The organism is Caballeronia terrestris (assembly GCF_001544515.1).
GTDB classification, from domain to species: Bacteria; Pseudomonadota; Gammaproteobacteria; order Burkholderiales; family Burkholderiaceae; genus Caballeronia; species Caballeronia terrestris.
In genome coordinates this window covers 99,951-124,862 of the sequence record NZ_FCOL02000008.1, presented here as the reverse complement: position 1 = coordinate 124,862, position 24,912 = coordinate 99,951, and the positions used below count along the sequence as shown (strand labels likewise).

Genomic DNA, 24,912 nt, shown 5'->3' with positions numbered 1-24,912 from the left:
GGGGCCGTCTGCGTTGCCTTGAACTGCGCGTAAGAGTGCAATGCCCGCTCTGACCGACTCCCTCTTTTTCGCCATCTACCCCGACGCCGCGGCCGCCGAGCGGCTGTCGCGGCTCGCCGAGCGCGTGCGCGCCGAGCACAGCCTGAAGGGCAAGCCCGCTGCTCCTGATCGTTTTCACGTCACCTTGCATCATCTGGGCGCGTTCGCGGGAGTACCTGAAGACGTGGTCATGGTCGCGTGTGACGCCGCGTCGAGAATCGCATTGCCGCCGGTTGGCATCGCGTTCGATCGCACTTCAAGTTTCCCGGGCAGACGAAGCAAAAGGCCATTCGTCCTGCGCACGGCCCCGGATGCTATAGCCAACGGATTGCTCGACCTTTACACCGGGTTGGGCGTCGAACTGCAAACCGCCGGCCTCGCGATCAAGGCGAATTCGCATTACACCCCGCACGTGACCTTGCTCTACGACGAGCACCATCTTTCCGAACAAACCGTCGATCCGATCTCGTGGACCGTGCGTGAATTCGTCCTGGTGCGGAGTCTGCTCGGGCGGTCGCAATATGTGCCGCTTGGGCGCTGGCAGCTGATTGACTGACCTCGATCGGTGTCTTTACCAATCACAACGGTCGAATCAATAAGTTTTATTAGCTGCCTGCACAATTTTGGCTCGGTCTAATATTTGCGATCAAAATAACGGACGAACAACCGACGCGCCGATGCCGACTTCCCTTGTGAAGACACCAGCAGCACGTACCACCGGATCACCGTGGCGCGACAGGCGCAACGCCGCGGTCATCGCGCACGCGACAAACCGCTCGCTAACGAATCAAGCGCCCCGCGCCGTGCCGCATTCCGCGATCACGCAACTCACCCGCAGCCGTAGACGATGACCCATCCCCGCCTCCTCGAAATCACTCCCCAGACCCACCACGTCCAGATCGACCTCGCGTACGCGACCGATCGCAATTTCACCGGCAAGCCGATCTACAAAGCGGCGCATTGCCTGCTGCTCGAGCCTGCCGAAGCCGCCCTGCGCAAGGCCGTGGACATCGCGAAAACCATCGGCATGACGGTGAAAATATTCGATGCCTACCGCCCGCCGCAGGCTCAGCAGGTCCTTTGGGACTTCCTCCCCGATCCGACCTTCATCGCCGAGCTGGGCCGCGGTTCGAACCACAGCCGGGGCACGGCGATCGACCTGACGCTCGTCGATGCAAGCGGCGCCGAACTCGACATGGGGACGGGTTTCGACGCGATGGTCGCCGCCTCCGAGCACTTCCACCCCGGCTTGCCGGAGCAGATCCAGAAAAACCGCACGCTGCTGCTCGGCGTGATGCACGGCGCAGGGTTCACGCACATCGCGAGCGAATGGTGGCATTACGAGCTGCCGGGATCGCGCGAACGCCCGGTGATCGACAACAGCGAAAGCGGCCCGCTGCGCCTGATGTAAGCCGAACAGCAACCTACGACACCCCAAAAAAACGGAACGCGATATGAAACTGGTTTTGCGCAACGCACTCGCAACACTTGCAGCACTCGCTGTCGCCTCCACGCTGACACTGACACTGACGCCAGGCCAAACGCAGGCAGCAACCCCGAAAGACATGTTCGTCATGGCCACGCTCCTCGACGAATTCACCACCCTCGACCCCGGCGAAATCTACGAACTCGTCCCCGAGGAATACGTCGCGAACACCTACGATCGTCTGGTGCGCGTCGATCTGAAGGACCCGTCGAAGTTCAATGGCGACGTCGCACAATCGTGGACGGTCAGCCCCGACGGCCTCACGTTCACCTTCAAGATCCGCCCCGGCCTCAAGTTCCATTCCGGCAACCCGCTCACCGCCGATGACGTCGCGTGGTCGATCCAGCGCACGGCGCTGCTCGACAAGGGCGCAGCGGCCGTGCTCGCGGGCATCGGCCTGACGAAGGCCAACGCGTTGCAGAACGTGAAGAAAATCGACGACACCACTGTCTCGATCACCACCGACCAGAAGTACGCGCCGACCTTCGTGCTCAACGTGCTCGGCGCGTGGCCGGCGTCGGTGATCGACCGCAAGCTCGCGGAGTCGCACCAGAAGGACACCGACTTCGGAAACGAGTGGCTGAAGACCAACGAAGCCGGCTCGGGCGCCTACAAGCTCGTGAAGTGGACCGCGAACGATTCGATCGTCCTGCAGCGCTTCGACGGCTATCGTCTGCCGCTCGCGATGAAGCGCATCGTGCTGCGTCATGTGACGGAAGCCGCGAGCCAGCGCCTGATGATCGAGAACGGCGACATCGACGTTGCGCGCGACCTGAGCCCCGACGACCGCGACACGCTCTCGAAGGCGGGCAAGATCAAGGTCACGTCGGTGCCTCAGGCGACGCTGATGTATCTCGGCCTGAACAACAAGAACCCGAATCTTGCGAAGTCGGAAGTGCAGGAAGCGATGAAGTGGCTCATCGACTATCAGGGCATTCAGAAGAACGTGATCCGCACGACCTACAAGGTTCATCAGACGTTCCTGCCCGAAGGCTTCCTCGGCACGCTGAACACGAACCCGTATCACCAGGACGTCGCGAAGGCGAAGGCGCTGCTCGCGAAGGCCGGTCTTGCCGATGGCTTCACCGTCAGGATGGACGTGCGCAACGACTATCCGTACAGCGAGATCGCGCAGGCGGTGCAGGCGAACCTCGCGCTCGGCAACATCAAGGTCCAGCTGATGCCGAGCGACAACAAGCAGACGCTCGGCCGCTATCGCGCGCGTCAGCACGACATTTACATCGGCGAATGGTCGGCGGATTACATCGATCCGCACAGCAACGCGCAGGGCTTCGCGTGGAACCCCGACAACTCCGATAAGTCGAGCTACAAGATGCTCGCGTGGCGCAACTCGTGGGACATCCCCGGACTCACGAAGGAGACACTCGCGGCGCTCGCGGAATCGTCGACGACGAAGCGCGCGCAGATGTATCAGGCGATGCAAAAGGAGATGCTCGCGAAGTCGCCCTTCGTGATCATGTTCGAGAAGGTGTCGCAGGTGGCGGCGCGGCCGGGCGTGACGGGCCTCGAAGTCGGGCCGATCAACGACCTCGTTTCGTATCGCGACCTGAAGAAGCAATAAGTGTCGACGCCGCTTTCGACATTCGACCGCATCCGCGCGCTTTCGGAGCGGCGGCGCGGCGTGCGCTGGATACTGCTGCTTGCGCGCTGGATCACGATGCTCTTGATCACGTTCACGGGCTTGCTCGCGATCACGTTCTTCATCGGCCGCAAGATTCCGATCGATCCGGTGCTCGCGATCCTCGGCGATCGCGCATCGGAGACGGCGTACGCCGCCGCGCGCCTGCGGCTCGGCCTCGACAAGCCGCTTATCGAGCAATTCCTGATCTATTCGCGCGACGTGCTGCATGGCCAGCTCGGCGTGTCGCTGCTGACGGCGAATCCGGTCATCGACGACATTCGCCGCGTCTTCCCCGCGACGCTCGAACTCGCGACGCTGTCGATCATCGTCGGCGTTGCGATCGGCGTGCCGCTCGGCGTGATCGCGGCCGTGCGCCACAACCGGTGGATCGATCACGTCGCGCGCTTCGTCGGCCTGATCGGCAGTTCGGTGCCGGTGTTCTGGCTCGCGCTGATGGGCCTCTTGCTGTTCTACGCGCGGCTGCACTGGGTTTCCGGCCCGGGCCGCGTCGATCCGATGTACGACGGCATGGTCGAGACGCGCACCGGCAGCCTGCTCGCCGATTCACTGATCGCGGGCGAGTGGGACGTGTTCGCCAACGCGTTCTCGCATGTCGTGCTGCCGGCGGGCATCCTCGCGTTCTATTCGATAGCGTACCTGAGCCGCATGACGCGCTCGTTCATGCTCGACCAGTTGAGCCAGGAATACGTGACGACCGCGCGCGCGAAGGGTCTTTCCGAACAGCGCGTGATCTGGCGGCATGCGTTCGGCAACATCGCGGTGCCGCTTCTGACGGTGATCGCGCTCGCGTACAGTTACCTGCTCGAAGGTTCGGTGCTGACGGAGATCGTGTTCGCGTGGCCCGGCATCGGCTCGTATCTGACGGGCGCGCTCCTCAACGCCGACATGAACGCCGTGCTCGGCAGCACACTCGTGATCGGCGCCACCTTTATTACGCTGAACCTGCTGACCGATGCGCTCTATCGCGTGTTCGATCCGCGGGCGCGCTGACGTCGGATGCCCATGCCTCAATCAACCGAAGATTCGACCCAGGACTGGCCCATGAGCAAGCAGCGCGGGCATCTCAAGGCGTGGCTTCTCACCGATACTCCCGCGTCGCGGAGACAGGCGGCGCTCGGCCGCGCGTATCGGCGCTGGCGGCGCTTTTCGAGCAATCCGCTCAGCATGTTCGGCCTGGCGATTCTCGTGCTGCTGATCGTGGTGGCGGCCGTCGGTCCGATGATCGTGACGCAAGACCCGCTGCAGCAAACGCTCTCCGACCGCCTGATGCAGCCGGGTTCTGCCGCGCACTGGTTCGGCACCGATCAGCTCGGCCGCGACATCCTGTCGCGGCTCGTGCATGGCTCGCGTCTCACGCTGAGCATCGCGATGCTCGTCGTCGTGCTGGTGGTGCCCGTGGGCTTGCTGATCGGCACGACGTCGGGCTTTTGCGGCGGTTTCGTCGATACGGTGCTGATGCGTCTCACGGACGTCGCGCTCGCGTTCCCCAAGATCGTGCTCGCGCTCGCATTCGCGGCGGCGCTCGGGCCGGGCGTGTTCAACGCGGTCATCGCGATCTCGATCACCGCGTGGCCGCCGTACGCGCGGCTCGCGCGCGCCGAAACGCTGCGGCTCGTGCAGGCGGACTTTATCCACGTGGCGCGGTTGCAGGGCGCGTCGTCGATGCGGATTTTGCTGCGCTATATCGTTCCGCTCTGTTCGTCGTCGGTGCTGGTGCGCGCGACGCTCGACATGGCCGGCATCATCCTCGCCGTCGCGGGGCTCGGCTTTCTCGGTCTGGGCGCCCAGCCGCCAAGTCCTGAATGGGGCTATATGGTCGCGTCGGGCCGCAACGTGCTGCTCGACGCATGGTGGGTCGCGACGATCCCCGGCCTCGCGATCCTCTTCGTGAGCCTCGCGTTCAACCTGCTCGGCGACGGTCTGCGCGACGTTTTCGATCCCCGCCACGGAGGCTGACATGCAGACGCCATCGAATGCGCCGCTGTGCGAGATCGAGAACCTGCGGATCGGCTTTCCGGCCCACGACGGCACGCTCACCGACGCCGTGCGCGGCATCTCGCTCGCGGTGCAAAGGGGAGAGCGGCTTGGCATCGTCGGCGAATCGGGGTCGGGCAAGTCGCTCACGGGGCGCGCGCTGCTCGGGCTTTTGCCGCCGTCGGCGCAATGGTCGGCCGATGCGCTGCGCTTCGAAGGCACCGACCTCCTCGCGATGCGTCCGAAGGAGCGGCGGCGCCTGTGCGGCACGCAGATGAGCATGATCTTGCAGGACCCGAAGTATTCGCTCAATCCGGTGATGACGGTCGCACAGCAAATGCGTGAAGCGTTCAGGCCCCACGAGCCGAAGCTGGGCGCGCGGGCGATGCGCGAGCGGATCGTCGCGGCGCTGGCGGCGGTGCATATCCGCAATCCGGAGCGCGTCGCCGATGCGTATCCGCACGAGCTATCGGGCGGCATGGGGCAGCGCGTGATGATCGCGATGATGGTGTCGGCGGGGCCGCGCCTGCTCATTGCCGATGAACCGACCTCCGCGCTCGACGTGCTCGTCTCGATCCAGGTCCTCGCCGTTCTCGACGAGATGATCGAGAAGCACGACACGGGGCTCATTTTCATCAGCCACGACCTGCCGCTCGTGATGTCGTTCTGCGACCGCGTGGTCGTGATGTACGGCGGGCGCGTGGTTGAAACGTGCGCCGCGCGCGATCTCCAGCACGCGCAGCATCCGTACACGCGCGGGCTGCTCGCGGCCAATCCGCCGCTGACCGATCCGCCCGATGAGCTGCCGACTCTGCGCCGCGACGCCGCGTGGCTTACCGAACCGCTCACCGACGAAAAAGCCGCGCAATGATCGAAGTTCAGAACGCGCACATCCGCTTCAAGACGAACACAGGCTACGCCGACGCCGTGCGCGACGCGTCGTTCCACGTCGATGAAGGCGAGGTCTTCGGGCTCGTCGGCGAATCGGGGTCGGGCAAGTCGACGATCCTGCGCGCGCTCACCGGTCTCGTGCCGCTCGCCGGCGGCGCGATGCAGGTCGCGACGCATTCGCTCGGCAGCAAGATCGACCGCGCGTTCCGCCGCGACGTGCAGATGGTGTTCCAGGACCCGTACGGCTCGCTGCATCCGCGCTTCACGGTCGATCAGACGCTGCGCGAGCCGCTCGCGATCAACGGCATCGGCGAGGAGGACGAGCGCATCCTGAACGCGTTGCGCGAAGTCGGCCTCGGACCGGCGTTTCGCTTTCGCTATGCGCACCAGTTGTCGGGCGGGCAGCGGCAGCGGGTGTCGATCGCGCGGGCGCTGATCGTCGAGCCGCGCGTGCTGCTGCTCGACGAACCGACCTCCGCGCTCGATGTCTCCGTGCAGGCGGAAATCCTGAACCTGCTGCGGCGGCTGCATCGCGAACGCAAGCTGACGATGATCCTCGTGAGCCACAATCTCGCGGTCGTCGGCTTTCTCTGTCAGCGGGTCGCCGTGATGCGTAACGGCGAAGTGGTCGAGCAGCTTTCGATCGACGCCGTCCGCGCGCGCGACGTGAAGCACGAATACACTCGCAGCCTGCTGCTCGCGACGGAGGGCTACAAGCGCAAGGTGGCCGAGGCGATCGGGGTCGATACGGCGTTATGAAGCGGAATTCTGTGCCTGTTGCATAAACGGAACTCGCGTCGAACGCTCGTGCGTTTGGAAGAAATCGTTTTCGGAACTCGCTGATAGAATGGCTGGCTTGATTTCCGATGCCGTCCTGCAATTTTGCGACAAGCGTCGCGGACGGTGTTCCGGCCCCGAGCGGCCGCCCTAACGATATTGCGAAAGACCGGCTGGGCTTCGTGCCCGTAGGCCGATCGTAATCCCCGATGAAACTGCTAGATGCCTTAGTCGAACAGCGGATCAGCGCTGCCGCCGCGCGCGGCGAATTCGACGATTTGCCCGGCGCGGGCGCGCCGCTCCAGTTTGACGACGACGCCCTCGTGCCCGAAGAAGTTCGCGTCGCGAACCGGATCCTGAAAAACGCCGGTTTCGTGCCGCCGGCCGTCGAGCAATTGCGGGCGCTGCGCGACCTGCAGGACGAATTCGACAAAGTCACCGATCCGGCGGCGCGCTGCCGTCTGCAAGCGAAGATGCTTGCGCTCGACATGGCGCTGGAATCCCTGCGCGGCGGCTCGACGGTGCCGCACGAATATCGTCGGCGCATTGCCGAGCGGCTCTCCGAGCGTGCGCAGAACCGCGCGGCGGAGCAGCCGAAGTGAGCGAACCCCCGTCCGACGAACGCGATCGCTATTTCATGGCGCTAGCTCGCGAAGCCGCCAATGAAGCGCGCGCGGCCGGCGAAGTGCCGGTCGGCGCGGTGCTGGTGCGCGGCGACGAAGTCATCGCGACGGGGTTCAATCATCCGATCGGCGGGCACGATCCGTCGGCGCATGCGGAAATGGTAGCGTTGCGCGCGGCCTCGCGGGCGCTCGAAAACTACCGGCTGCCCGGCTGCGAGCTCTACGTTACGCTCGAACCGTGCCTCATGTGCGCGGGCGCGATCATGCATGCGCGCGTCGCGCGGGTGGTGTTCGGCGCGCCGGACCCGAAGACGGGCGCGTGCGGCAGCGTCGTCGACGTGTTCGCCAACGAGCGGCTAAATCACCACACGACCGTCGTCGGCGGCGTGCTTGCCGACGAATGCGGCCACGCGCTGCGCAATTTCTTCGCCGAACGCCGGCAGCTCGCACGCGAGGAGCGCGACGCCCGCCGCGCGCGCGAAGTGGCGTTCACTCTCCCGACTTCTTCAGATACTCCATGATCGTCAAGCCCCGCACCATCGATTTCGTGGCGCCTTCCGGCTATCCGCACGATCCTGCGGCCGTCGAGCGGGGACTTCAGCGGCTGCGGGCGCAGGGACATCGGTTGGAGAACCTGCACGCGACGCAGCGGCGCTTCCAGCGCTTCGGCGGCACCGACAGCGAGCGCGCCGCCGATCTGAACCGTCTCGCCGACCCCGCGCGGCGGCTGCCGGACATCGTGCTTGCGGTGCGCGGCGGTTACGGCGCGTCACGCATCCTTCATGGCCTCGATTTCGACGGTCTGCAACGGCGCCTGGAAGACCGCCCGATCGCGATCGTCGGCCACAGCGATTTCACCGCGATCCAGTGCGCGCTCTACGCCCGCGCCGGGCTGAAGAGCTTCGGTGGACCGATGTTCGCGGGCGACTTCGGCGCTGAGCATCCGAGCACGTTCACCATGCAGAACTTCTGGACCGCGATCACGCGCCCGGCGTTCACCGTGTCGGGCAACACGCCACAACAGCAATCGGTCGATGCAACCGGCATGCTGTGGGGCGGCAATCTCGCGATTCTGGCGTCGCTGGTCGGCACGCCGTATATGCCGCCGGTGGAGGGGGGTATCCTGTTCATCGAGGACGTGAACGAGCATCCGTTCCGTATCGAACGGATGATTTACCAGTTGCACCAGTCGGGCGTGCTCGGGCGGCAGCAGGCGCTCGTGATGGGCGAATTCTCCGGCGGACGCCTTTCGGACTACGACAACGGCTATTCCCTTGACACGATGCTGGAGCAGGTGCGCGCGGTGATCGGCATTCCGGTTGTAACGGGCCTCCAGTTCGGACACGTCGAGAATCTTCTGACGCTGCCGTTCGGCGCGACGGCGCATCTCGTCGCGCGTGCGCAGGGCTTCACGATGAAGCTGAGCGACTATCCGCATCTCGCGTAAGTTTTGTGATTTTTCGGGCGCCCGGTCGGGGCGCTTTTTACAACTTCATTCACGCAACTAACGGTCTATATTCAATCTCTCCGAGTTAACCCGCAAGTTGCCCGTACGAACCTCTTTGTCGACAAAAAAGTGCGGTCAATGATGACAAAATGTTTAGAAATAGGCGCGGAGGCCCTTCACCATTGGCTTGCACGCCGACTCATTTCATTCCAAACACGATTGCCGACAATTCCTAAATTGAATTGTTGACAATCTTTATGTCGCTTCTAAGATGTACAACATGCGAGTGAGCACATCATGTCCGACCCGAAACCGATTGCTGCAGTCGTCATCAGTGCCAATGCGAATGCCGAGTCGATCGCCGAGAACATCCGCGCCGCGATCCTCGAGCATCGCCTCGCGCCCGGCGCGAAGCTGACGGAAGCGCAACTCTGCGAAGTGTTCGAGGTGAAGCGGGGCACGGTGCGGCAGGCGCTCGCGCAACTGGCAGGCGAGCGGCTCGTCGATCTGGAGCCGAATCGCGGCGCATTTGTCGCGAGTCCGTCGCTGCAGGAAGTGCATGAAGTGTTCGAGATGCGCCGGATCATCGAAATGGCGGTAGTCGAGCGGATCTGCAGCGGACACGGCACGCGACGCCTGAAGTCGATCGGCGCGACCATCGGACGCGAACGACGCGCCTTCGAGAGCCACGATTTTTCGTCGTGGATCAGGCTCTCGGGCGAGTTCCATACGGAACTCGCCTCGCTGACGGGCAACACGGTGCTGTGCGAATGCCTGTCCGGTCTGGTTGCGCGTTCGACGCTGATCTCGGCGCTGTACGAATCACTCGGCAAGAGTTCGTGCTCGTTCGAGGATCACGAAGAGATCCTCACCGCGCTCGATGCCGCCGATGCCCCGAAGGCCACCGAACTGATGTCGCGGCATCTGCGGGATGTCGAATTGAAGATGCTGGAGCGGCCGGCGCGTGGCGCGGTCGATCTGCGCGAAGTATTTGCGAAGCCTGCCGAGCGTTGAGAGACGCGAAGCACGGTGTGCAGTAACGGAAAGCCGGCCAGGACCGGCACCGACCGAAGATCAGATGGAGACCGTGCCCCGCCAGAGGACACGCAAGCAGCACACGAAGCAAGACACTCAGCCGATTGCGCGCGAAAAGACGCAGCAACGGCATCACTGAACAGGGCGCTCTGCTTGAGCGCGAAATGAAAGCCGTCCGGGCGTCGTATCAAGGGCTGGCCAGCAGCATGGCCCGTCGATACACCGCCAGGAGAGTCTCGCAAGTCCGCAAGTACTGCGCGTAAAAAGCCAAGGTATCCGAATCGGCGCACCCCGCGTCGAGCCGCGCATTGGTCGAATTTCATTACCCATTTGCCTTTCTCATCGAAGGAGAAGTCATGGCCCAGTTCAGTGCTACGTCCAGCGAATCCTCGCTGCCACCGTACGACGGCGAAGCATCCGCCCACGATTCGCACATGCCCGCCGGCTACAGCGATCGTCTCTATAACGAGGACCTCGCGCCGCTCAAGCAACAGACCTGGGGCGCGTACAACATCTTCGCGTTCTGGATGTCCGACGTGCACAGTGTCGGCGGCTACGTGTTCGCGGGCAGTCTCTTCGCGCTCGGTCTCACGAGCTGGCAGGTGCTGGTGTCGCTTTTGATCGGCATCGGACTCGTGAACGCGCTCTGCAACCTGATCGCGAAACCGAGCCAGCAGGCCGGCGTGCCCTATCCGGTCGCGTGCCGCGCGACCTTCGGCGTACTCGGCGCCAACATTCCCGCCGTGCTGCGCGGGCTGATCGCGGTCGCATGGTACGGAATCCAGACGTTTCTTGCTTCGAGCGCGCTCGTGATAGTCGTGCTCAAGTTCGTCCCGCAATGGATGCCTTACGCGGACGTCCACCAGCACGGCTTCGTCGGCTTGTCGGCGCTCGGCTGGGCGGGCTTCATGCTGCTCTGGGTGCTGCAGGCCATCGTGTTCTGGCGCGGCATGGAGATGATCAAGAAGTTCATCGACTTCGCCGGCCCCGCCGTCTACGTCGTAATGTTCATGCTCGCGGGCTACATGGTGTGGCGCGCCGGCCTGAAGAACATCGGCCTGAACCTCGGCGGCGTGAAGTACCACGGCATGGAAGTCGTGCCGGTCATGATCACGGCAATTTCGCTTGTGGTCTCGTACTTCTCCGGCCCGATGCTCAACTTCGGCGACTTCTCGCGATACTGCAAGAGCTATCGCAGCGTGAAGCGCGGCAACTTCTGGGGCCTGCCGGTCAACTTCCTGGCGTTCTCGCTCGTCACCGTCATCACGACCGCCGCGACGCTGCCGGTGTTCGGCCAACTGATCACCGATCCGGTTGAAACCGTGGGCCGCATCGATCACCCGACGGCCGTGATCCTCGGCGCGCTGACCTTCACGATTGCGACAATCGGCATCAACATCGTGGCGAACTTCGTGTCGCCGGCCTTCGACTTCTCGAACGTCGCGCCGCGTCACATCAGCTGGCGCATGGGCGGGATGATGGCGGCAGTGGCATCGATCTTCATCACACCGTGGAACCTGTTCAACAACCCGGCCGTTATCCACTACACGCTCGACGTGCTCGGCAGCTTCATCGGACCGCTCTACGGCGTCCTGATCGTCGACTTCTTCCTCGTCAAGCGCGGCAAGCTCGTGGTGGACGATCTGTACACGGTGTCGGAAACGGGCCGCTACTGGTACACGAAGGGCGTGAATCGCCGTGCGGTCGCGGCATTGTTGCCGGCGGCGCTGATCGCGGTGCTCTGCGTGATGATTCCGTCGCTCGAAGGCGCTGCTAACTTCTCGTGGTTCATCGGCGCGGGCCTCGCCGCGGTGTTCTACTGGTTCCTGGCAGACAAGAAGGCTTCGAACTAAGCTTTAGCGATACACAGCGCCGGCCCCTCGCGTGCACATGAGCGGTGCCGGCGTTGCAGAAAACGAAATCCGAAGGAGCAGGACCATGCGAATCAAACTGATCAACCCCAATACGACGCAGCGCATGACCGAGTCGATGGGGCGTTGCGCGAAAGAAGTGGCATCGCCCGGCACGGAAATCGTGGCCGTGAGTCCGACGATGGGGCCGCCTTCGATCGAAGGCTACTACGACGAGGCGATCGCGTCGCTCGGCTTGCTGGCGGAGATCGAGTCGGGCGAGCGCGAGGGTTTCGACGGCTACGTGATCGCGTGCTTCGGCGACCCCGCGCTCTACGCGGCGCGCGAACTGGCGCGCGGGCCGGTGATCGGCATCGCGGAAGCGGCGATGCACGCGGCGAGCGTGATCGCGCCGGGCTTCTCGGTCGTGACGACGCTGGCGCGCACCTGCGGCATGGCGTGGCATCTGGCGGAGCGCTACGGCATGACGCGCTTCTGCAAGAACGTGCGGGCAACGGACGTCGCCGTGCTCGATCTCGACGTGCCGGGGTCGGCTGCGCGCAACATCATCATCGACGAATGCCGCCGCGCGCTCGACGAGGACGGGTCGGATGCGATCGTGCTGGGCTGCGCGGGCATGGCGGAGTTCTGCCACGAAGTCGAAGATGCGATCGGCGCGCCGGTCGTCGAGGGCGTGACGGCCGCCGTGAAATGGGCCGAGGCGCTCATCGCGCTGAAGTTGCACACGTCGAAACGCGGCGATTTCGCACGGCCGCTGCCAAAACGCTACGACGGCGTACTCGCCGACTACAGCCCGAGAGAGAGCCATATACACCGCAAGTGACCCGCATTATCTGCGCCGCCATATGGGCGCACCGGGGTGTTTTCGCTACACTGGACCATCGATCCACCGTCCGTTTTCAACCTTGTTATCGCTATGTCCAACGATCCGAACTATCCGCGCGACCTGATCGGCTACGGCCGCCACCCGGTGCAGGCGAACTGGCCGGGACGCGCACGCGTCGCCGTGCAGTTCGTCCTGAACTACGAGGAGGGCGGCGAAAACTGCGTACTCCACGGCGATCCGGGCTCGGAGCAGTTTTTGTCGGAGATCGTCGGCGCGGCGTCGTACCCGTCGCGTCACATGAGCATGGAGTCGATCTACGAATACGGATCGCGCGCGGGCGTCTGGCGCATCCTGCGCGAGTTCGAGAAGCGCAACATGCCGCTCACGGTGTTCGGCGTCGGCATGGCGATCGAGCGGCACCCCGAACTCGCACGGGCGTTCGTCGAACTGGGGCATGAGATCGCGTGTCATGGCTATCGATGGATCCATTACCAGGACATGTCGCCGGAGCGCGAGGCAGAGCATATGCGCCTCGGCATGGACGCGATCGAGCGCGTGACGGGCGTGCGGCCGCTCGGCTGGTACACCGGCCGTGACAGTCCCAACACGCACCGGCTGGTGGCGGAACACGGCGGCTTCCTCTACGACTCCGACAACTACGGCGACGACCTGCCGTTCTGGATGGACGTCGAAGTAACGGGCGGCGCCAATTGCCCGCAACTGATCGTGCCGTACACGCTCGACACCAACGACATGCGTTTCGCCACGCCGCAGGGTTTCAACACGGGCGAGCACTTTTTCACCTATCTGCGCGATGCGTTCGACGTCCTTTACGAAGAAGGCGACGAAGCGCCGAAGATGCTCTCCATCGGCATGCATTGCCGCCTGCTCGGACGCCCGGGGCGTTTTCGCGGCTTGCAGCGTTTTCTCGATCACATCGAAAAACATGACCGCGTGTGGGTGACGCGTCGCGTGGATATCGCGCGGCACTGGCGCGAACATCACCCTTATGAAGGCGGCAAACAAACCAACGGGACGACGGCATGAAGGCGATGCACTACACACTCGATCAACTCAACGCACTGCCCACTGAAACGTTCGTGACCGTGCTCTCGGGCATCTTCGAGCACTCGCCGTGGGTGGCTGAAGCAGCAGCACCGCAACGGCCGTTCGCAAGCGTCGATGCCTTGCACGTCATGATGTCGGGCGCGGTGGAAGCGGCGGGCGACGAGCGGCAGCTCGCGCTCATCAACGCCCACCCGGAGCTTGCGGGCAAGGCGGCGGTGCGCGGCGAACTCACCGAGGAATCGACTCGCGAGCAAAGCGGCGCGGGCCTCAACCTATGTACGCAGGAAGAATTCGACCGCTTGCAGGCGCTCAACGCTGCGTATCGCGAGAAGTTCGGCTTCCCGTTCATCCTCGCCGTACGCGGTTACGACCGCCACGGCATCATCGCGAACTTCGAGGAGCGCGTGAATCACAGCCGCGCCGACGAGCTTCGCACCAGTCTCGATCAGATCTACCGGATCGCACGCTTCAGGCTCGATGACCTGATCAGCGCCTGAATCCGTTTTTCACCGCAGAAAGTACAAGGACGAAGACAATGGCAATCCCGACACTCGATCCCAACGCGCCCGAATTCACGCGCCGTTATGTGAACCTCGCGGACCCGCGTCTCGGCGCGCAGGCGCTCGAGGCGAGCGACGACTTCTTCGCGCCGAAAGAGCGCATGCTGAACCCGGAGCCGGCAGTATTCATCCCCGGCAAGTTCGACGACCACGGCAAGTGGATGGACGGCTGGGAAACGCGCCGCAAGCGCTCGACCGGCTACGACTGGTGCGTGATCAAGCTGGCGCGCCCGGGCGTGATCAAGGGCATCGATCTCGACACGAGCCACTTCACCGGCAACTTCCCGCCGGCGGCATCGATCGAAGGCGCGCACGTCGCCGATGGCGCGGCACCGAACCAGTCGACGAAATGGACCGAAATCGTCCCGTCGACCACGCTCCAGGGCAACAGTCACCACTATCTCGACGTCAACGTCGAGCAGCCGGTCACGCACCTGCGCGTGAACATTTATCCGGACGGCGGTATCGCGCGTCTGCGGGTGTACGGCCAGCCGCAGCTCGACTGGAGCGCCGCGAGCAAGAACGAACTGTTCGACCTCGCCGCGATGGAAAACGGCGCGTACCTCGTCAACACGAACAACCAGCACTTCGGGCTCGCCTCGACGCTTTTGATGCCGGGCCGTGGCGTGAACATGGGCGACGGCTGGGAAACGCGCCGCCGCCGCGAGCCGGGCAACGACTGGTGTATCGTCGCGCTCGCGCAGCCGGGCATCATCAAGAAGATCGAAGTCGATACCGCGCACTTCAAGGGCAACTATCCGGATCGCTGCTCACTGCAGGCGGCATACGTGACGGGCGGCACCGACAGTTCGCTCATCACGCAGGCGATGTTCTGGCCGGTGCTGCTCGGCGAGCAGAAGCTGCAGATGGACAAGCAGCATTTCTTTGAGTCGGAACTGGCGGCGCTCGGGCCCGTGACGCACGTGCGCTTCAACATCATCCCGGACGGCGGCGTATCGCGTCTGCGTCTTTTCGGAACGCTCGCATGAAAAAGCTCGCTATCGAACCGTTGACGCGTGCTGCGTTCAAGCCTTTTGGCGACGTCATCGAGCTCGATGGCGCGAAGCAGATCCCGATCAACCTCGGCACGACAATCCGTTTTCACGATCTCGCGAACATCGACGTCGAAAGTGAAAACGGCCGGCCGCTCGTGAACCTTTTTCGCGGTGAGCCGCGCATGCTGCCGTTCGAAGTCAAGATGCTCGAACGGCATCCGCTCGGCAGCCAGGCGTTCGTGCCGCTGAACGACAAGCCGTATCTGGTCGTCGTGGCGCCGGCTGGCGACCTGGATGAAGGCGCGATTCGTGCATTCGTCACGCGCGGGTGGCAGGGCGTGAATTACGCGAAGGGCGTCTGGCACCATCCGCTGATCGCGCTCGATGACGTGAGCGATTTCATCGTCGTCGATCGCGGTGGCGATGGGTTGAATCTCAACGAGCAGGATCTGCGCGAATCGTTGTGGCTGACTGAAGAAGCGATGCGCTGACACGGCGAAGCACACAGCGGCAACATGAAAAGGACCAGGCGACTGGTCCTTTTTGTCATATGTAGTGATCGCTGAATCAACGTGCCGGATCGAGCGGCTCGACGGTATTACAATCGGCTTTCTAGTGCCGATTCGCGGCGCGGGCTGGCTGGGCGCAGACTAAAAAAACGCACGGCGCCCGGCTCAAGGAGATCACGATGATGACGGAACCGCAGAAAGAACACGCCTGGCTGATGAAGCTGTGCGGCGACTGGACTTCGAAGGGCGAGGCGATATGCGAACCCGGCGCCGCGCCCGACACGTGGGAAACCACGGAGCACGTGCGCTCGCTCGGCGGCCTGTGGGTGCTGTGCGAGGGGCGCGGCGAGATGAAGGACGGCAGCGTCATGACGTCGGTGATGACGATCGGCTACGATCCGCAGATCAAGGAATACGTCGGCAACTTCGTGGCGTCGATGATGACGCACATGTGGATCTACGAAGGCGCACTCGACGCCGACGAAAAAGTGCTCACGCTCAACACCGAAGGCCCGGTCTTCACGGAGCCCGGCAAGTACACGAAGTACAAGGACGTGATCGAACTGATCGATGACGATCACCGCACGCTCACGTCGTTCATCCTGATGGACGACGGTACGTGGTTCCAGATGATGCGCGCCGACTACTGGCGCAAGATATAACAAGCGTATGCGCACGAAGAAAGAGGCCATGAATTTGCATTCATGGCCTCTTTGCATTGGAGCCAAGAAAAACCGCTTACTTCACCGCACCGCCATCGAACCACGCGGCGATCTTCTGGCGCTCCGCATCGGTCATCTGCGTGACGTTGCCGAGCGGCATCGCCTTCAGCGTTACCGCCTGCTGATGCACGCGCTGGGCGTTCTGCGAAATCTCGTCGGGCGTATCGAGCATCACGCCGGCCGGGGCGCTGCCCATCATCGTCGGATGCGCGGAGTGGCACGACGCGCAACGCTGCTGGATGATCGGCGCAATATCGGCGACCTTGATCGCGGGGGCGCCTGCCACTTGAACCTGCGCGGGCGAGGGCTTCGGCATCGTCCAGCTGAACGCGCCGAGCACGAGCACGAGGCCGGCCACCGGCAGATACCACAACTGCTGGCCGCGATGGCGCATCACGAAGAACTGTCGGATCAGCGCGCCCGCCAGCATGATGAGCAGCAGAATCAGCCAGTTGTACTGGTGCGTGTAAGTCATCGCGTAGTGGTTCGACAGCATCGCGAACACCACCGGCAGCGTGAAATACGTGTTGTGCACCGAGCGCTGCTTGCCGCGCTTGCCGTAGATCGCGTTCGGTGTCTCGCCCTTCAGCATCGCCGCGACCATCTTGCGTTGTCCCGGAATGATGACGAAGAACACGTTAGCCGACATGATCGTCGCAAGCATGGCGCCCGAAATCAGATACGCCGCGCGTCCCGCGAAGATGTGGCACGCGAGCCACGCCGCGACCACGACGTAGATGCCCACGCAGATGCCGAGCAGCTTGTCGTTGTTGCCGAGCGTGCGGCACAGCGAGTCATAGACGATCCAGCCCGCCATCAGGAAGCCGAGCGCCGACGACACCGCGACCACCGGCCCCATGTCGAGCACGTTCTTGTCGATGAGATACGTGCTCGGCGAGAGCAGGTACAGCACGAAGAAGAGGCCGAAGCCGGACATCCACGTGGTGTAGGACGGCCAGAACGACCAGTGCAGGCTTTCCGGCATGTCCTGCGGCGCGACGGAATACTTCTGCATGTGATAAAAACCGCCGCCGTGCACGTGCCAGAAATCGCCGAACACGCCGCGTTTGCGGGCATTCGGGTCCTGCGGCGGTTTGAGACTGTTGTCGAGAGCGACGAAGTAAAACGACTCGCCGATCCACGCAATTGCAACGACGACGTGCAGACAGCGCAATACGAGATTGAGCCAGTCGGTGACAAAACCTTCCATGTTCTCCTCCACTACCGATTCGTTATGCGCACATCGTCGCTATGGTTGCAACCTTCGTTGCATGGGGACAGGCGCGATGTACTGGTCTGGTGCGATGCTCGATCCGTCTCAACTACCGCGATACGTGCTGTAAGCCCAAGGCGACACGAGCAACGGCACGTGATAGTGCGAGCCCGAATCGGCGATGCCGAAGCGCAGCGCCACCCGATCGACGAAACGCGGTTCCGGCACCTCCACGCCGATGGCCGCGAAATAGTCGCCCGCGTGGAACACGAGTTCGTATTCGCCGGTGACGAGCGCGTCGCCTTCTAGCAGCGGCGAGTCGCAGCGGCCGTCGTCATTGGTGAGCGTGGTTTTGAGCGCGCGGCGGGTATCGCCCGAGAGCGCGAAGAGTTCGACCTTGATGCCGGCGCCGGGACGACCGTGCGCGGTGTCGAGCACATGGGTTGTGAGCTTGCCCATTCGCATGTTCCTTGTGTTGTGCGATGAACGGCTGCGCATCGATCCAGTACCTGTGCGGCAGCGGCGGATCGAGGCTCCACGTGAGTGGCTACATACCCGTCGGCGTGATCAGATGCGCGCCGTGTACAGCATTTTAGAAACTTGCACGCCGCCGTGCGTCCGCGATAGGAAAGATAATCCCCAGCACATGACAGCGGCACGTAAGCTGGCATTCGTTCCAATGCGTTCTCTATGCGCTTCAAACGTACACGGCTACCGGGCGATGCTACCCGCGCCAAAATTCGCGAATATATTGGGGACGTGAAGGCGACTATGGCGGCGTTCGCATTGCCAGCGGGATTTTGGCTACCGACATTGAGGCCTCGCGCAGTGCGGCTGCGCGTCCCGAAGACGGCGATCGACGCTGGGTAACCGGGATTTTCCTTCCCCTTACCTACGCAAAAACGGAGATCGACGCCATGGAAAAACAACAACGCTCACGAACGCTGCTCGTCAAGAATGCACAGGTGCTCGTCACGATGGACGGCGCGCGCCGCGAGATCGCCGACGGCGGCCTGTACGCGGAAGGCAACCGCATCGTCGCGGTCGGCCCGACGCACGAACTGCCCGCTACCGCCGACGAAGTGCTCGACCTGCGCGGCCATCTGGTGATTCCGGGCCTCGTCAACACGCATCACCATATGTACCAGAGCCTGACGCGCGCGATTCCCGCCGCGCAGAACGCCGAGCTGTTCGGCTGGCTCACGAATCTGTACAAGATCTGGGCGAACCTGACGCCCGAGATGATCGCCGTCTCGACGCAGACCGCGATGGCCGAACTGCTGCTCTCGGGCTGCACGACGTCGAGCGATCATCTCTACATTTATCCGAACGGCAGCCGCCTCGACGACAGCATCGCGGCCGCGCGCGCGATCGGCATGCGGTTTCACGCGGCGCGCGGCAGCATGAGCGTCGGGCAGAAGGACGGTGGGTTGCCGCCGGATTCGGTCGTCGAGAACGAAGACGCGATCCTGAAAGACACGCAGCGCCTGATCGAGACCTACAACGACGAAGGCCGCTACGCGATGCTGCGCGTGGTCGTCGCGCCGTGCTCGCCGTTTTCGGTGAGCCGTGAGTTGATGCGCGATTCGGCGGTACTCGCGCGGCAGTACGGCGTGTCGATGCATACGCACCTGGCCGAAAACGTAAACGACGTCGCGTACAGCCGCGAGAAGTTCGGCATGACGCCCGCTGAATATGCCGAGGACCTCGGCTGGGTCGGCCACGACGTGTGGCATGCGCACTGTGTGCAGCTTGACCGCGCGGGCATCGACTTGTTCGCGCGCACCGGGACCGGTGTCGCGCATTGTCCGTGCTCGAACATGCGGCTCGCCTCCGGCATCGCGCCGATCCGCGCGATGCGCGATGCGGGCGTGCCGGTGGGAATCGGCGTCGATGGCTCGGCGTCGAACGACGGCGCGCAGATGGTCGCGGAGGTGCGCCAGGCGCTGTTGCTGCAGCGAGTCGGCTTCGGTCCGGATGCGATGACCGCGCGCGAAGCGCTCGAAATCGCGACGCTCGGCGGCGCCAAAGTGCTTGGCCGCGACGACATCGGCGCGCTCGCACCCGGCATGGCGGCCGATTTCGTGTCGTTCGACCTGTCGCAGCACGGGTTCGCGGGCGCGCTGCACGATCCGGTCGCGGCGCTCGTGTTCTGCGCGCCGTCGCAGGTGTCGACGAGCGTGATCGATGGAAAGGTGGTCGTGCGGGAAGGGCGGCTGACGACGCTCGAACTCGGTGCGCTCGTCGAGCGGCACAACCGGCTGGCGGGGGAACTGGCTAACGCGGCTTAAATAGAGGAGTAAGCGGCCAACGCATCCGCGCTGGCCGTATCGAAGCAGATCAAGGCTGGTCGATGAGTGAGCGCGTCGCTTCCCCGACGAGCCCGCGCAGCCAGCGCACTTCGTCGGAGTAATGGCAGCGCTCGTGCCAGAGCTGGTAGTACTGCATCGGCGGGAAGTCGAGCGGTGCGGGCACCACGGCGAGCGGCAGGAAGCGCGCGTAGTGGTCCGCGAAAAGGCGCGTCGTCGTGAAGACGAGATCGGACTTGATCAGCACGTACGGCGCAAGATTGAAGTACGGCAGCGTGACGACCACATGGCGCTTCAACCGCTCGCGCGCCAGATGCACGTCGATCGCACCGCGCTGGCCGACCGAGTAGGGCGTCGGCGCGAGATGCGGTGCGTTCAGATACTGGTCGAGCGTGAGCCCGCCGCGCTTCGCGAACGGATGCGTATTGGAAACAAGACACACGATCTTGTCGACGAAAAGGTTCGACAGATGCAGTTGCTCCGGCGGTTCCGGCCAGTTGCCGACGACGATATCGAGCTTGCCGTCCTCCAGCGCGAGTTCATAGTCGAAGGCGGGACCGAGCGAATGAAATTCGAGCGTGGCGTTGGGCGCGGCGATGCGAAACCGCTCGACGACCGTCGGCACGAAGAGCACGTTGAGGTAATCCGGACAGCCGATGCGATAGCACCGCACGGAGGTCGACGGTTCGAAGTTGTGTTGCTGAACCTTGATGCGCTCGATTTCGCGCAGTGCGTTCTGCGTCGGTTCGAGCAGGCGCAGGCCGTATTCGGTGGGGACCATCCCGGACTTGCCGCGCACGAGGAGCGGGTCGCCGGTGATGTCGCGCAGACGCCTGAGCGCCGCGCTGATGGCCGGTTGGGACTGATTGAGCTTGACGGCCGCGCGCGTGACGCTGCGCTCCATCAGCAAGGTGTGCAAGACGCGCAATAAGTAAGTATCGATCGCCTCGCGCTGCTGACTCATGTTATCTCCGGTATATGTTCTGGCTGATCGACGACTGTGTGGACCATATCAGTTTTAATATGACTCAACGATTGCGTCAAGGTGGGGATACCCGCAAAGGCCGGCTCGGCGAGGCGTCGGCGGCTTTTTTGAGTTATCGACGGAACGCTTTGAATTCGGTATCTTCTGCCCGCGGTCCGGTTTGCCTCATGCGCCTCTCGGGCTTTCCGGCCTTTCGACTTACGGCTTTGCGCACTCACTGAGCTCATGGGCGACGCTACTCTCACCTCCAATCCGCCGCCGCGCCTGTCGCTTTCCGGCATCAGCAAGCAATACCCGGCCGTCAAGGCGAACGACGACGTCACGCTCATCGTCGCGCCCGGCGAAATCCACGCGGTGCTCGGCGAGAACGGCGCGGGCAAGTCGACGCTGATGAAGATCATCTACGGCGCCGTGCGGCCGGACCAGGGCGAGATCCGCTGGGGAGGCGAGTTAGTCGAGATCGGCAGCCCGGCGGCTGCGCGCAAGCTTGGTATCGGCATGGTGTTCCAGCACTTTTCGCTGTTCGAGACGCTCACCGTCGGTGAAAACATCGCGCTCGCGCTCGAGGACAAATTCGATCTGAAGACGCTGGCCAAGCGCATCCGCGAGGTGTCAGCGGATTACGGGCTCGACGTCGATCCTCAGCGGCACGTACACAGCCTGACCGTCGGCGAGCGGCAGCGCGTGGAGATCGTGCGGTGTCTCTTGCAGAACCCACGCCTGCTGATCATGGACGAGCCGACTTCGGTGCTGACGCCGCAAGCGGTCAAGAAGCTCTTTACGGTGCTTCGACGGCTGGCGTCGGAGGGCTGCAGCATTCTCTACATCAGCCACAAGCTCGACGAAATCCAGGCGCTCTGCGAAACCGCGACCGTGATGCGCGGTGGCCGCGTGACGGGCAACGTCGATCCGCGCAAGGAGACGCACGCGTCGCTCGCGCAATTGATGGTCGGCCATTCGCTGCCCGGTTACACGCGCCGCGCGCACACGCCGGGCGATGCACGGCTCGTCGTGAAGAACCTTTCGGTGGCGAGTCCCGACCCGTTCGGCACGTCGCTCGAAAACGTCTCGTTCGAGGTCAAGGCCGGCGAAATCTTCGGGATCGCGGGCGTCTCGGGCAACGGGCAGGCGGAGTTGCTGGCGTCGTTGTCGGGGGAAATCCGCGACCGGCACGTCGCCGCCGATGCCGTCTCGATCTGCGGCAAGCCCGCCGGGCGTTTGTCGGCTGGCGCGCGCCGCTCGCTCGGCTTCGCCTTCGTGCCGGAAGAGCGGCTCGGACGCGGCGCGGTGCCGGCGATGTCGCTCGCGGAGAACGGCTTGCTGACTGCGCATCGCGAAAGCATGGTGAAGGGCGGCTGGATCAACGCGAAGGCCGTGCGCGCGTTCGCCGACCGCTGCATCCAGTCGTTCGACGTGCGCTGTGGCGGCAACACGGCGCTCGCGCAAAGCCTCTCGGGCGGCAACCTGCAGAAGTTCATCGTCGGACGCGAGATTTTGCAGGAGCCGAAGGTGCTCGTCGTCGCGCAACCGACCTGGGGCGTCGACGTCGGCGCGGCCGCGTTCATCCGCCAGCAGTTGCTGGACCTCGCGGCGCGCGGCGTCGCGATCCTCGTGATTTCGGAGGAACTGGAAGAACTCTTCGACATCTGCGACCGCTTGGCCGTGATCGCGCGCGGCAAGCTCTCGCCCGTGCGCGCGACTGGCGACACGAATGCCGAAGAAATCGGCCTTTTCATGGCGGGCCTCTTCGACGGCAAGCGCGCCGAGCCCGCCGCCATCGACTCAATCAACAAATAACCCCGATGATCTTTCCCTACCGACTCGAAGCGCGCCCGAGCCCGTCCCGCGCGATGCAGCTTGCCGTTCCGGCCGTCGCGGCGGTCGCGACGCTCGTCATCGGCTTCCTGATTTTCAGCCTCGTCGGGCAGGACCCGCTCCGCGCGATGCACGCGTTCTTCGTCGAGCCACTTTCCAACGTGAACGGCTGGTCGGAGCTCGTGCTGAAGGCGTCGCCGCTGTGTCTGATCGGGCTCGGGCTCGCGGTGGGCTATCGCGCGAACGTGTGGAACATCGGCGCGGAAGGGCAGATGCTGCTCGGCGGGATCGTCGCGGGCGGGATCGCGATCCACTTAGGCGACACCTCCGGCTGGTGGACGCTGCCGCTGATGATGGCGGGCGGCGTCGTGGGCGGCATGGCGTGGGCGGCGATCCCGGCGCTCCTCAAGAGCCGCTTCAACACGAACGAAATCCTGACGAGCCTGATGCTCACCTACGTCGCGACGCAGCTTCTGATCTATCTGGTCAGCGGCCCGTGGCGCGATCCCGAGGGCATGAACTTCCCGATCTCGGCGATGTTTGTAGACGACGCGCTCTTCCCGCGCCTCTACGGCGACTGGCACTGGGCGTGGCTGAAGGGCACGCGGATCAACGCGTCGGTCTTCCTGACGGCGATCGCGATTCCGCTCGTCTGGATCTTCATGCGCAAAAGTTTCGCGGGCTACCGGATGAACGTCGGCGGTCTCGCGCCGCTCGCCGCGCGCTACGCCGGGTTCTCCGACAAGAAAACCATCTGGACGTCGCTTCTGCTCTCCGGCGCGCTCGCGGGCTTGGCCGGCATGGGCGAAGTCGCCGGGCCGATCGGACAGTTGCAGGCCGGCTGGTCGCCGGGATACGGCTTCACAGCGATCATCGTCGTGTTCGTCGGACGGCTGCATCCGATCGGGATCGTGCTCGCCAGTCTCCTGATGGCGCTCCTCTATCTCGGCGGCGAAGCGGTGCAGACGTCGCTCCAACTGCCGCAGGCGCTCGCGGGCGTGTTTCAAGGCCTGCTGCTGTTCTGCTTGCTCGGCTGCGATCTCTTCGTCAACTATCGCGTGCGGCGCCGGACGGTGCATCACGCGGCGCATTCCTGATTTCCTTAGGTTTCTTCGCGAGGCTCGAACAATATGGACATCAACCAGGCCGGCAACCTCGCCACGAGCGCCGTCATCGCGGCGATTCCGCTGATGTACGCGGGCGCGGGCGAACTCGTCGCGGAGAAGTCGGGCGTACTCAACCTCGGCGTCGAAGGGATGATGCTGATGGGCGCCGTCTCGGGCTATGCCGTCACGGCGATCACGGGCAATCCGTGGCTCGGCATCGGCGCGTCGCTGCTCGCCGGGATGGCGATGGCGCTGCTCTTCGGCTTTCTCACGATCACGATGCTCGCGAACCAGGTCGCGACGGGGCTATCGCTCACGATCTTCGGCATCGGCTTTTCGGCGTATATCGGCAAGCCCTACACGTCGGCGGCGGTGCGCGCGTCGATCGAGGCGATGCCGATTCCCGGCCTCTCGTCGATTCCGGTCGTCGGTCCCGCGTTCTTCTCGCTCACGCCGCTCGGCTATCTCGCGTTCATCATGTTCGGCGTGATCGGCTGGTTCCTGTACCGCACGCGCGCCGGGCTCGTGCTGCGCTCGGTCGGGGAGTCGCCGGCGGTCGCGCATTCGGTGGGGTTTCCGGTGGTCGGCGTGCGCTACGGCGCGACGCTCTTCGGTGGCGCGATGGCGGGCATCGGCGGCGGCTATTACTCGATTGTCTACCTGCACATCTGGCAGGAGCAACTAACCTCGGGCCGCGGCTGGATCGCGCTCGCGCTCGTCGTGTTCGCGACGTGGCGCCCGGGGCGGCTGATGATCGGCGCGCTGCTCTTCGGCGCGGTGATGGCGCTGCAGTTCTACGCGCAGGCGATCGGCGTGCCGGTCCCGACGCAGTTCCTCGCGATGCTGCCGTACATCGCGACGATCGTCGTGCTCGTGCTGATCTCGCGCAATCCGAACACGATCAAGCTAAACGCGCCTGCCTCGCTCGGCAAGCCGTTTTTCGCCGCGAGCTGAAGGCGTTGCAAGGGCGCGGTGTTGTACATCGGCTGCGCGGCGCG

The 24,912-nt window shown here is 63.9% G+C and carries 25 protein-coding genes; 22 read left to right on the top strand and 3 right to left on the bottom strand.

Translation table 11 applies throughout. The annotated features are described in order from the left end of the window. The first annotated feature begins 40 nt into the window (after positions 1-40). From thpR to AWB67_RS09760, 18 genes are all read left to right on the top strand, one after another. The gene (gene thpR / locus AWB67_RS09845) at positions 41-595 is read left to right on the top strand and encodes an RNA 2',3'-cyclic phosphodiesterase (protein WP_087656048.1); all 555 of its coding nucleotides are present in this window, start codon (positions 41-43) and stop codon (positions 593-595) included. A gap of 291 nt (positions 596-886) precedes the next feature. Further along, complete coding sequence (ddpX, locus tag AWB67_RS09840) at positions 887-1,450, top strand: D-alanyl-D-alanine dipeptidase (protein WP_087656047.1); 564 nt, start codon at positions 887-889, stop codon at positions 1,448-1,450. A 43-nt stretch (positions 1,451-1,493) separates the two neighbouring features. After that, positions 1,494-3,107, top strand: coding sequence for an ABC transporter substrate-binding protein (locus tag AWB67_RS09835; RefSeq protein WP_087656046.1), 1,614 nt, complete (start codon positions 1,494-1,496; stop codon positions 3,105-3,107). Beyond that, complete coding sequence (locus tag AWB67_RS09830; protein ID WP_087656045.1) at positions 3,108-4,178, top strand: ABC transporter permease; 1,071 nt, start codon at positions 3,108-3,110, stop codon at positions 4,176-4,178. A 51-nt stretch (positions 4,179-4,229) separates the two neighbouring features. Then, positions 4,230-5,144 carry an ABC transporter permease gene (locus AWB67_RS09825; protein WP_087656044.1) on the top strand — a complete coding sequence of 305 codons (915 nt, stop codon included), beginning with the start codon at positions 4,230-4,232 and terminating at the stop codon, positions 5,142-5,144. Position 5,145: 1 nt separating this feature from the next. After that, positions 5,146-6,033: an ABC transporter ATP-binding protein gene (locus AWB67_RS09820; protein WP_087656043.1), complete on the top strand. Its 888-nt coding sequence runs from the start codon at positions 5,146-5,148 to the stop codon at positions 6,031-6,033. After that, a complete protein-coding gene (locus tag AWB67_RS09815) occupies positions 6,030-6,812 on the top strand; it encodes an ABC transporter ATP-binding protein (RefSeq protein ID WP_087656042.1) in 783 nt (260 codons plus the stop codon). Before AWB67_RS09820 ends, AWB67_RS09815 begins: the two co-directional genes overlap by 4 nt. 227 nt (positions 6,813-7,039) lie before the next feature. Further along, entirely contained in the window at positions 7,040-7,432 is a 393-nt protein-coding gene (locus tag AWB67_RS09810; protein WP_087656041.1) for a DnaJ family domain-containing protein, read from the top strand. Next, positions 7,429-7,974, top strand: coding sequence for a tRNA adenosine(34) deaminase TadA (gene tadA / locus AWB67_RS09805; RefSeq protein ID WP_235025092.1), 546 nt, complete (start codon positions 7,429-7,431; stop codon positions 7,972-7,974). Before AWB67_RS09810 ends, tadA begins: the two co-directional genes overlap by 4 nt. Further along, positions 7,971-8,900 carry a muramoyltetrapeptide carboxypeptidase gene (gene ldcA, locus AWB67_RS09800; protein ID WP_087656039.1) on the top strand — a complete coding sequence of 310 codons (930 nt, stop codon included), beginning with the start codon at positions 7,971-7,973 and terminating at the stop codon, positions 8,898-8,900. Before tadA ends, ldcA begins: the two co-directional genes overlap by 4 nt. 297 nt (positions 8,901-9,197) lie before the next feature. Beyond that, positions 9,198-9,914 carry a GntR family transcriptional regulator gene (locus AWB67_RS09795; RefSeq protein WP_087656038.1) on the top strand — a complete coding sequence of 239 codons (717 nt, stop codon included), beginning with the start codon at positions 9,198-9,200 and terminating at the stop codon, positions 9,912-9,914. Between the two features lie 377 nt (positions 9,915-10,291). Further along, positions 10,292-11,788 (top strand): NCS1 family nucleobase:cation symporter-1, encoded by a 1,497-nt coding sequence (locus AWB67_RS09790; RefSeq protein ID WP_087656037.1) that lies wholly within the window; start codon positions 10,292-10,294, stop codon positions 11,786-11,788. A gap of 85 nt (positions 11,789-11,873) precedes the next feature. Beyond that, positions 11,874-12,629, top strand: a complete 756-nt coding sequence (locus tag AWB67_RS09785; RefSeq protein ID WP_087656036.1) for an aspartate/glutamate racemase family protein — start codon at positions 11,874-11,876, stop codon at positions 12,627-12,629. A gap of 93 nt (positions 12,630-12,722) precedes the next feature. Then, positions 12,723-13,679 carry an allantoinase PuuE gene (puuE, locus tag AWB67_RS09780; RefSeq protein ID WP_087656035.1) on the top strand — a complete coding sequence of 319 codons (957 nt, stop codon included), beginning with the start codon at positions 12,723-12,725 and terminating at the stop codon, positions 13,677-13,679. Continuing rightward, a complete protein-coding gene (gene uraD, locus AWB67_RS09775) occupies positions 13,676-14,197 on the top strand; it encodes a 2-oxo-4-hydroxy-4-carboxy-5-ureidoimidazoline decarboxylase (RefSeq protein ID WP_087656034.1) in 522 nt (173 codons plus the stop codon). The genes puuE and uraD overlap by 4 nt, the downstream gene beginning before the upstream one ends. Positions 14,198-14,235: 38 nt before the next feature. Then, on the top strand, positions 14,236-15,249 hold the full coding sequence (gene alc, locus AWB67_RS09770) for an allantoicase (protein ID WP_087656033.1): 1,014 nt from the start codon (positions 14,236-14,238) through the stop codon (positions 15,247-15,249). Continuing rightward, a complete protein-coding gene (locus tag AWB67_RS09765) occupies positions 15,246-15,746 on the top strand; it encodes an ureidoglycolate lyase (protein WP_087656032.1) in 501 nt (166 codons plus the stop codon). The genes alc and AWB67_RS09765 overlap by 4 nt, the downstream gene beginning before the upstream one ends. A gap of 197 nt (positions 15,747-15,943) precedes the next feature. Continuing rightward, a complete protein-coding gene (locus AWB67_RS09760; RefSeq protein ID WP_087656031.1) occupies positions 15,944-16,426 on the top strand; it encodes a DUF1579 domain-containing protein in 483 nt (160 codons plus the stop codon). A gap of 76 nt (positions 16,427-16,502) precedes the next feature. Here the strand turns inward: AWB67_RS09760 and AWB67_RS09755 are convergent, their stop codons facing one another. Beyond that, a complete protein-coding gene (locus tag AWB67_RS09755; protein ID WP_087656120.1) occupies positions 16,503-17,696 on the bottom strand; it encodes a urate hydroxylase PuuD in 1,194 nt (397 codons plus the stop codon). A gap of 108 nt (positions 17,697-17,804) precedes the next feature. Continuing rightward, positions 17,805-18,158, bottom strand: coding sequence for a hydroxyisourate hydrolase (gene uraH / locus AWB67_RS09750; RefSeq protein WP_087656030.1), 354 nt, complete (start codon positions 18,156-18,158; stop codon positions 17,805-17,807). Positions 18,159-18,616: 458 nt separating this feature from the next. Between uraH and AWB67_RS09745 the strand changes: the two genes are divergently transcribed. Then, positions 18,617-19,990 (top strand): 8-oxoguanine deaminase, encoded by a 1,374-nt coding sequence (locus tag AWB67_RS09745; RefSeq protein ID WP_087656029.1) that lies wholly within the window; start codon positions 18,617-18,619, stop codon positions 19,988-19,990. 49 nt (positions 19,991-20,039) lie between these two features. Here the strand turns inward: AWB67_RS09745 and AWB67_RS09740 are convergent, their stop codons facing one another. Further along, positions 20,040-20,972: a LysR substrate-binding domain-containing protein gene (locus tag AWB67_RS09740; protein ID WP_087656028.1), complete on the bottom strand. Its 933-nt coding sequence runs from the start codon at positions 20,970-20,972 to the stop codon at positions 20,040-20,042. Positions 20,973-21,218: 246 nt separating this feature from the next. On the opposite strand from AWB67_RS09740, the gene AWB67_RS09735 reads away from it, so the two are divergent. From AWB67_RS09735 to AWB67_RS09725, 3 genes are read left to right on the top strand one after another with little or no spacing between them, the layout of a single operon-like run. Then, positions 21,219-22,790, top strand: a complete 1,572-nt coding sequence (locus AWB67_RS09735; RefSeq protein WP_087656027.1) for an ABC transporter ATP-binding protein — start codon at positions 21,219-21,221, stop codon at positions 22,788-22,790. 5 nt (positions 22,791-22,795) lie between these two features. Next, positions 22,796-23,905 (top strand): ABC transporter permease, encoded by a 1,110-nt coding sequence (locus AWB67_RS09730; RefSeq protein WP_087656026.1) that lies wholly within the window; start codon positions 22,796-22,798, stop codon positions 23,903-23,905. 33 nt (positions 23,906-23,938) lie between these two features. Beyond that, complete coding sequence (locus AWB67_RS09725) at positions 23,939-24,868, top strand: ABC transporter permease (protein WP_087656025.1); 930 nt, start codon at positions 23,939-23,941, stop codon at positions 24,866-24,868. Positions 24,869-24,912: the final 44 nt, after the last annotated feature.